The organism is Streptomyces sp. BR123 (assembly GCF_013401435.1).
GTDB lineage: Bacteria > Actinomycetota > Actinomycetes > Streptomycetales > Streptomycetaceae > Streptomyces.
The window spans coordinates 1-5,948 of record NZ_JACBGN010000391.1; the positions used below are offsets into that span (position 1 = coordinate 1).

The window sequence follows — 5,948 nt, forward strand, 5'->3', positions numbered from 1 at the left end:
CGGGCGCCGCCGCTACCTGCCGGACCTCGGCAGCGACAACCGCCAGCGCCGCGAGGCCGCGGAGCGGATGGCGCTGAACGCCCCGATCCACGGCACCGCGCGGCACACGGATGCCGGGTCAGTGCGCGGCGGACTCCCAGTCGGAGCCGACGCCGACGGACACGTCCAGCGGGGCCCGCAGCTCGACGGCGGCGGCCATCTCCCGGCGCACCAGCTCCTCGACCCGTTCGCGCTCGCCCGGGGCGATCTCCAGCACGATTTCGTCGTGGACCTGGAGCAGCATCCGCGACGTCAGGCCGGCCTCGGCGATCGCCCGGTCCACGCGCAGCATGGCGACCTTGACGATGTCGGCGGCGGTGCCCTGGATCGGGGCGTTCAGCGCCATCCGCTCCGCGGCCTCGCGGCGCTGGCGGTTGTCGCTGCCGAGGTCCGGCAGGTAGCGGCGGCGCCCGAAGATCGTCGCCGTGTACCCGGTGGCGCGGGCCTCCTCGACGACGCGCTGCAGGTAGTCCCGGACCCCGCCGAACCGCTCGAAGAAGGTCTCCATCAGCCCGCGCGCCTCGGCCGGCTCGATCCCGAGCTGCTGGGCGAGACCGAAGGCGGAGAGCCCGTACGCGAGCCCGTACGACATCGCCTTGATCTTGCGCCGCATCTCGGCGTCGACCGCGGACCGCTCCACGCCGAACACCTGCGAGGCAACGGTGGTGTGCAGGTCCTCACCCGACAGGAAGGCCTGGATCAGGCCCTCGTCCTCGGACAGGTGGGCCATGACGCGCAGCTCGATCTGGCTGTAGTCGGCGGTCATGAGGGACTCGTAGCCCTCGCCGACGACGAACCCGCGGCGGATGGCGCGGCCCTCGTCCGTGCGCACCGGCACGTTCTGCAGGTTGGGGTCGGTGGAGGACAGGCGTCCGGTCGCGGCGGTCGTCTGGCTGAAGCTGGTGTGCACCCGGCCGTCGGCGGCGACCGTCTTGACCAGGCCCTCCACGGTCACCCGCAGCTTGGCCTGCTCCCGGTGCCGCAGCATGATCACGGGGAGGTCGTGGTCGGTCTGGGCGGCCAGCCAGGCCAGGGCGTCCGCGTCCGTGGTGTAGCCGGTCTTGGTCTTCTTCGTCTTCGGCAGGTCCAGCTCGCCGAAGAAGACCTCCTGCAGCTGCTTGGGCGAGCCGAGGTTGAACTCGTGGCCCACCGACGCGTGCGCCTCCTTGACGGCCTGCTGCACGGCCCCGGCGAACTGCTGCTCCATGGCCTCCAGGTGGTCCCGGTCGGCGGCGATGCCGGCCCGCTCCATCCGGGCCAGCAGCTCGGACGTGGGCAGCTCCATGTCGTGGAGCAGGTCGGCGGCGCCCACCTCCACGAGCTTGCCGGTGAAGGCGTCCCCGAGGTCCAGGACGGCGCGGGCCTGCGCCATCAGCGCCTCGGCCTCGGCGGTCTCGTCGGCGCCGAAGGCCAGCTGGCCGTCGGCGGCGGCGGGCTGCAGCTCGCGGCCCAGGTACTCCACCGACAGCACGTCCAGCGCGAAGGACCGCCGTCCCGGCTTGACCAGGTACGCGGCGAGAGCGGTGTCCATGGTGACGCCGTCCAGGCGCCAGCCGTGCTCCGGGAAGACCCGCATCAGGCCCTTGGCGTTGTGCACGACCTTGGGCCGGTCCGGGTCGGCGGCCCAGGCCGCGAAGGCCTGCTCGTCGGCCTCGTCCAGCGCGGACGGCTCGAACCAGGCGGCCGCCCCGCCGGCCGCGGCCAGCGCGACCTCGGCGACGCTGCCCTGGCCCAGCGCCCAGCTGTCCACGGTGCACACGCCGAGGGGGCCGCCGCCGTGCGCCGCGAGCCACGGCGCGAGCTCGCCCGCGCCCAGCACGGACCCGTCCAGCTCCACACCGGCGGCCGGAGCCGGGGCCGCCTCCTCGCCGACGCCCGGGTCCACCGCCAGCAGCCGCTCGCGCAGCGAGGGATTGCGGATCTCCAGCACGTCCAGCACGCCGGTCACCGCAGACCGGTCGTACGGGGCGCGCTGCAGGTCGGCGGGGGTCTTCTCCAGGTGCACGTCGCGGACCATCTCCGTCAGGACGCGGTTGAGCTTCACGGCCTCCAGGTGGTCGCGGAAGTTCTGCCCGACCTTGCCCTTGACCTCCTCGGCGCGCTCCACCAGCTCCGCGAACGACCCGAACTGGTTGATCCACTTGGCGGCGGTCTTCTCACCGACGCCCGGGATGCCCGGCAGGTTGTCCGACGGGTCGCCGCGCAGCGCCGCGAAGTCCGGGTACTGCCGCGGGGTCAGCCCGTACTTCTCCACGACCTTCTCCGGCGTGAACCGGGTCAGCTCGGAGACGCCCTTCGTCGGGTACAGCACCGTCGTGTGCTCGGAGACCAGCTGGAAGGAGTCCCGGTCGCCGGTGACGATCAGCACCTCGTAGCCGAGCGCCTCCGCCTGCGTCGCCAGCGTCGCGATGACGTCGTCGGCCTCGAAGCCCTCGACCGCGAACCGCGGCACGTTCATCGCGTCCAGCAGCTCGCCGATCAGCTCCACCTGCCCCTTGAACTCGTCCGGGGTGGAGGAGCGGTTCGCCTTGTACTCGGGAAACTCCGTCGAGCGCCACGTCTTGCGCGAGACGTCGAACGCCACCGCGAAATGCGTGGGCGCCTCGTCGCGCAGCGTGTTCGCCAGCATCGACGCGAACCCGTAGATCGCGTTCGTCGGCTGGCCGGTCACCGTCGTGAAGTTCTCCGCGGGCAGCGCGAAGAACGCCCGGTACGCCAGGGAGTGCCCGTCCATGAGCATCAGGCGGGGACGGTCCGCTGCGGTCGTCTGGTCGGTCTTCTTCGATGCGTTCTCTGCCACGCCCACGATCCTAGGCGTCCCCGCCGACAACTCCTGCGGCGGCGATCACCGCCCCCGTCGTGACAGGATTCGGACCCGAATGCGAAGCGCGCGGCCCGGCCGGCGCACTGCCCGACGTGCTCAAAGGGGAGCGACATGGCCACGAAGCCGCCCGCAGGTGATCCCGTACAGGACGCGCCGCAGGTCGCGCCCCCGCAGCACGCCGCCGCCGGCCTGCCCGCGATCAAGCACACGCTGCGGATCGCACAGGCCCAGATGGGCCTGGCCCGCACCGCCCGCACCCTCCTCAAGGTCAACCAGAAGAACGGCTTCGACTGCCCCGGCTGCGCCTGGCCCGAGGGCGACAGCCGGCACACCGCCGAGTTCTGCGAGAACGGCGCCAAGGCCGTCGCCGAGGAGGCCACGCTGCGCCGGGTCACCCCGGCCTTCTTCGCCGCCCACCCGCTCGCCGAACTCGCCGACCGCTCCGGCTACTGGCTGGGCCAGCAGGGCCGCATCACGCACCCCATGTATCTGCCCGAGGGCGCCGACCGGTACGAGCCCGTCACCTGGGAGCGTGCCTTCGAGATCATCGCCGAGGAGCTGAACGCCCTCGGCTCCCCCGACGAGGCCCTCTTCTACACCTCGGGCCGCACCAGCAACGAGGCCGCGTTCCTCTTCCAGCTCTTCGCCCGCGAGTTCGGCACGAACAACCTGCCCGACTGCTCCAACATGTGCCACGAGTCCTCGGGCTCCGCGCTCACCGAGACCATCGGGATCGGCAAGGGCAGCGTCTCCCTGGAGGACCTCCACCAGGCCGACCTGATCATCGTCGCGGGACAGAACCCGGGCACCAACCACCCCCGCATGCTCTCCGCCCTGGAGAAGGCCAAGACCTCCGGCGCGAAGATCATCTCGGTGAACCCGCTCCCCGAAGCCGGCACGGAGCGCTTCAAGAACCCCCAGACCCCGATCGGCATGCTCAAGGGCACCGCCCTGACCGACCTCTTCCTCCAGATCCGCATCGGCGGCGACCAGGCCCTCTTCCGCCTCCTCAACAAGCTCGTGATCGAAGCGTCCGAAAGCGGCTCCGCCGCGGGATCCGGCGCCGTCGACATGGACTTCGTCCGCGAGCACACCCACGGCTACGAGGACCTCCGCACCGCCGCGGCCGCGGCGGACTGGGACGAGACCCTCACCGCCACCGGCCTCACCCGGCCCGAGATCGAACGCGCCCTCGCCATGATCCTGGCCTCGCAGCGCACCATCGTCTGCTGGGCCATGGGCCTGACCCAGCACAAGCACGCCGTCGCCACCATCCGCGAGGTCGTCAACCTGCTCCTGCTGCGCGGCAACATCGGCCGCCCCGGGGCCGGCGTCTGCCCCGTCCGCGGCCACTCCAACGTCCAGGGCGACCGCACCATGGGGATCTTCGAACGCCCCGCCCCCGCCTTCCTCGACGCCCTCGACAGGGAGTTCGGGATCACCTCGCCCCGGCACCACGGCTACGACGTGGTCCGCTCCATCGAGGCCCTGCGCGACGGCAAGGCCAGGGTGCTCTTCGCCATGGGCGGCAACTTCGTCGGCGCCACCCCCGACACCGAGGTCACCGAGGCCGCGATCCGCCGCGCCGACCTCACCGTCCACGTCTCCACCAAACTCAACCGCTCCCACGCGGTCACCGGCCGGCGCGCCCTGATCCTGCCCACCCTCGGCCGCACCGACAAGGACGTCCAGGCCTCCGGCCGGCAGTTCGTCACCGTCGAGGACTCCATGGGCATGGTCCACGCCTCCCGAGGCAACCTCACCCCCGCCTCCCCGCACCTGCTCTCCGAGCCGGCGATCGTCGCCCGCATGGCCCGCGCCGTCCTCGGCGACGCCTCCGCCACCCCCTGGGAAGAGTTCGAGCGGGACTACGCCGCCATCCGCGACCGGATCGCCCGCGTCGTCCCCGGCTTCGAGGACTTCAACGCCCGCGCCGCCCGCCCCGAGGGCTTCCGCCTCCCCCACGCCCCCCGCGACGAGCGCCGCTTCCCCACGGCGACCGGCAAGGCCAACTTCACCGCCGCGCCCGTGGAGTACCCGAAGGTCCCCGAGGGCCGGCTGCTGCTGCAGACCCTGCGCAGCCACGACCAGTACAACACCACCATCTACGGCCTCGACGACCGCTACCGCGGCATCACCGGCGGCCGCCGCGTCGTCATGGTCAACCCCGAGGACGCGGCCGAGCTCGGACTCGCCGACGGCTCCTACACGGACCTGGTCAGCGAGTGGAAGGACGGCGTGGAGCGGCGCGCGCCCGGCTTCCGCGTCGTCCACTACCCCACCGCCCGCGGCTGCGCGGCGGCCTACTACCCCGAGACGAACGTGCTCGTCCCGCTCGACTCCACCGCCGACACCAGCAACACCCCCGCCAGCAAATCCGTCGTCGTGCGCTTCGAACCGGCCTGATAGAACGACGTCAGGACAAGATGGTTAACGAGCGTTGACGAACGGAGCCGGCCCATGGGCGAGCAGCACGCTGTGAAGTTCCCGCAGGAGGTCCTGGACGAGTACGCAGCCCTGGGCATCGACCTGCCCGCGCTGTTCTCGGCGGGCCACCTCGGCGAGCGGATGGACATCCGCATCCTGGAGGCCGCCCCCGACCGCGTCGTCGGCACCATGCCGGTCGAGGGCAACACCCAGCCCTACGGGCTCCTGCACGGCGGCGCCTCCGCCGTCCTCGCCGAGACCCTCGGCTCGGTCGGCGCGATGCTCCACGGCGGCATCGACAAGATCGCCGTCGGTGTCGACCTGAACTGCACCCACCACCGCGGAATCCGCTCCGGCCTCGTCACCGGCGTCGCCACCCCCGTGCACCGCGGCCGGACCACCGCCACTTACGACATCGTGATCAGCGACGAGCAGGACCGGCGGGTGTGCAGCGCCCGCCTGACCTGCCTGCTCCGCGACGCCGCCGCACCGGCCGCCCGGGGCTGACCCGGCCCACACCGGTCGGCCCCGGTCCGCACCGGTCCGCACCCCGGCTCCGGCCCCAGCGCCGTGCAGGCCCGGTTCCCACCCCTTCCGGGGGCGGGAACCGGGCCTGCACGGTCTCCGCCCCGCCGCGCCGCCCACACCGCACCCACAC

At 72.3% G+C, this 5,948-nt stretch carries 3 protein-coding genes; 2 read left to right on the forward strand and 1 reads right to left on the reverse strand.

Annotated elements, in window-relative coordinates; all coding sequences use genetic code 11:
- Positions 1–118 precede the first annotated feature (118 nt).
- Complete coding sequence (polA, locus tag HYE82_RS33445; protein ID WP_179177976.1) at positions 119–2,839, reverse strand: DNA polymerase I; 2,721 nt, start codon at positions 2,837–2,839, stop codon at positions 119–121.
- A gap of 135 nt (positions 2,840–2,974) precedes the next feature.
- On the opposite strand from polA, the gene HYE82_RS33450 reads away from it, so the two are divergent.
- Together HYE82_RS33450 and HYE82_RS33455 are read left to right on the forward strand one after the other, a co-directional pair.
- Positions 2,975–5,269 (forward strand): FdhF/YdeP family oxidoreductase, encoded by a 2,295-nt coding sequence (locus tag HYE82_RS33450; RefSeq protein ID WP_179177977.1) that lies wholly within the window; start codon positions 2,975–2,977, stop codon positions 5,267–5,269.
- 54 nt (positions 5,270–5,323) lie between these two features.
- A complete protein-coding gene (locus tag HYE82_RS33455; RefSeq protein ID WP_179177978.1) occupies positions 5,324–5,797 on the forward strand; it encodes a PaaI family thioesterase in 474 nt (157 codons plus the stop codon).
- Positions 5,798–5,948 lie beyond the last annotated feature (151 nt).

What these genes read in the sequence shown, in the direction of transcription:
- HYE82_RS33450 (WP_179177977.1), top strand. Translation starts at nt 2,975, where the DNA reads ATGGCCACGAAGCCGCCCGCAGGTGATCCCGTACAGGACGCGCCGCAG.
- HYE82_RS33455 (WP_179177978.1), top strand. Translation starts at nt 5,324, where the DNA reads ATGGGCGAGCAGCACGCTGTGAAGTTCCCGCAGGAGGTCCTGGACGAG.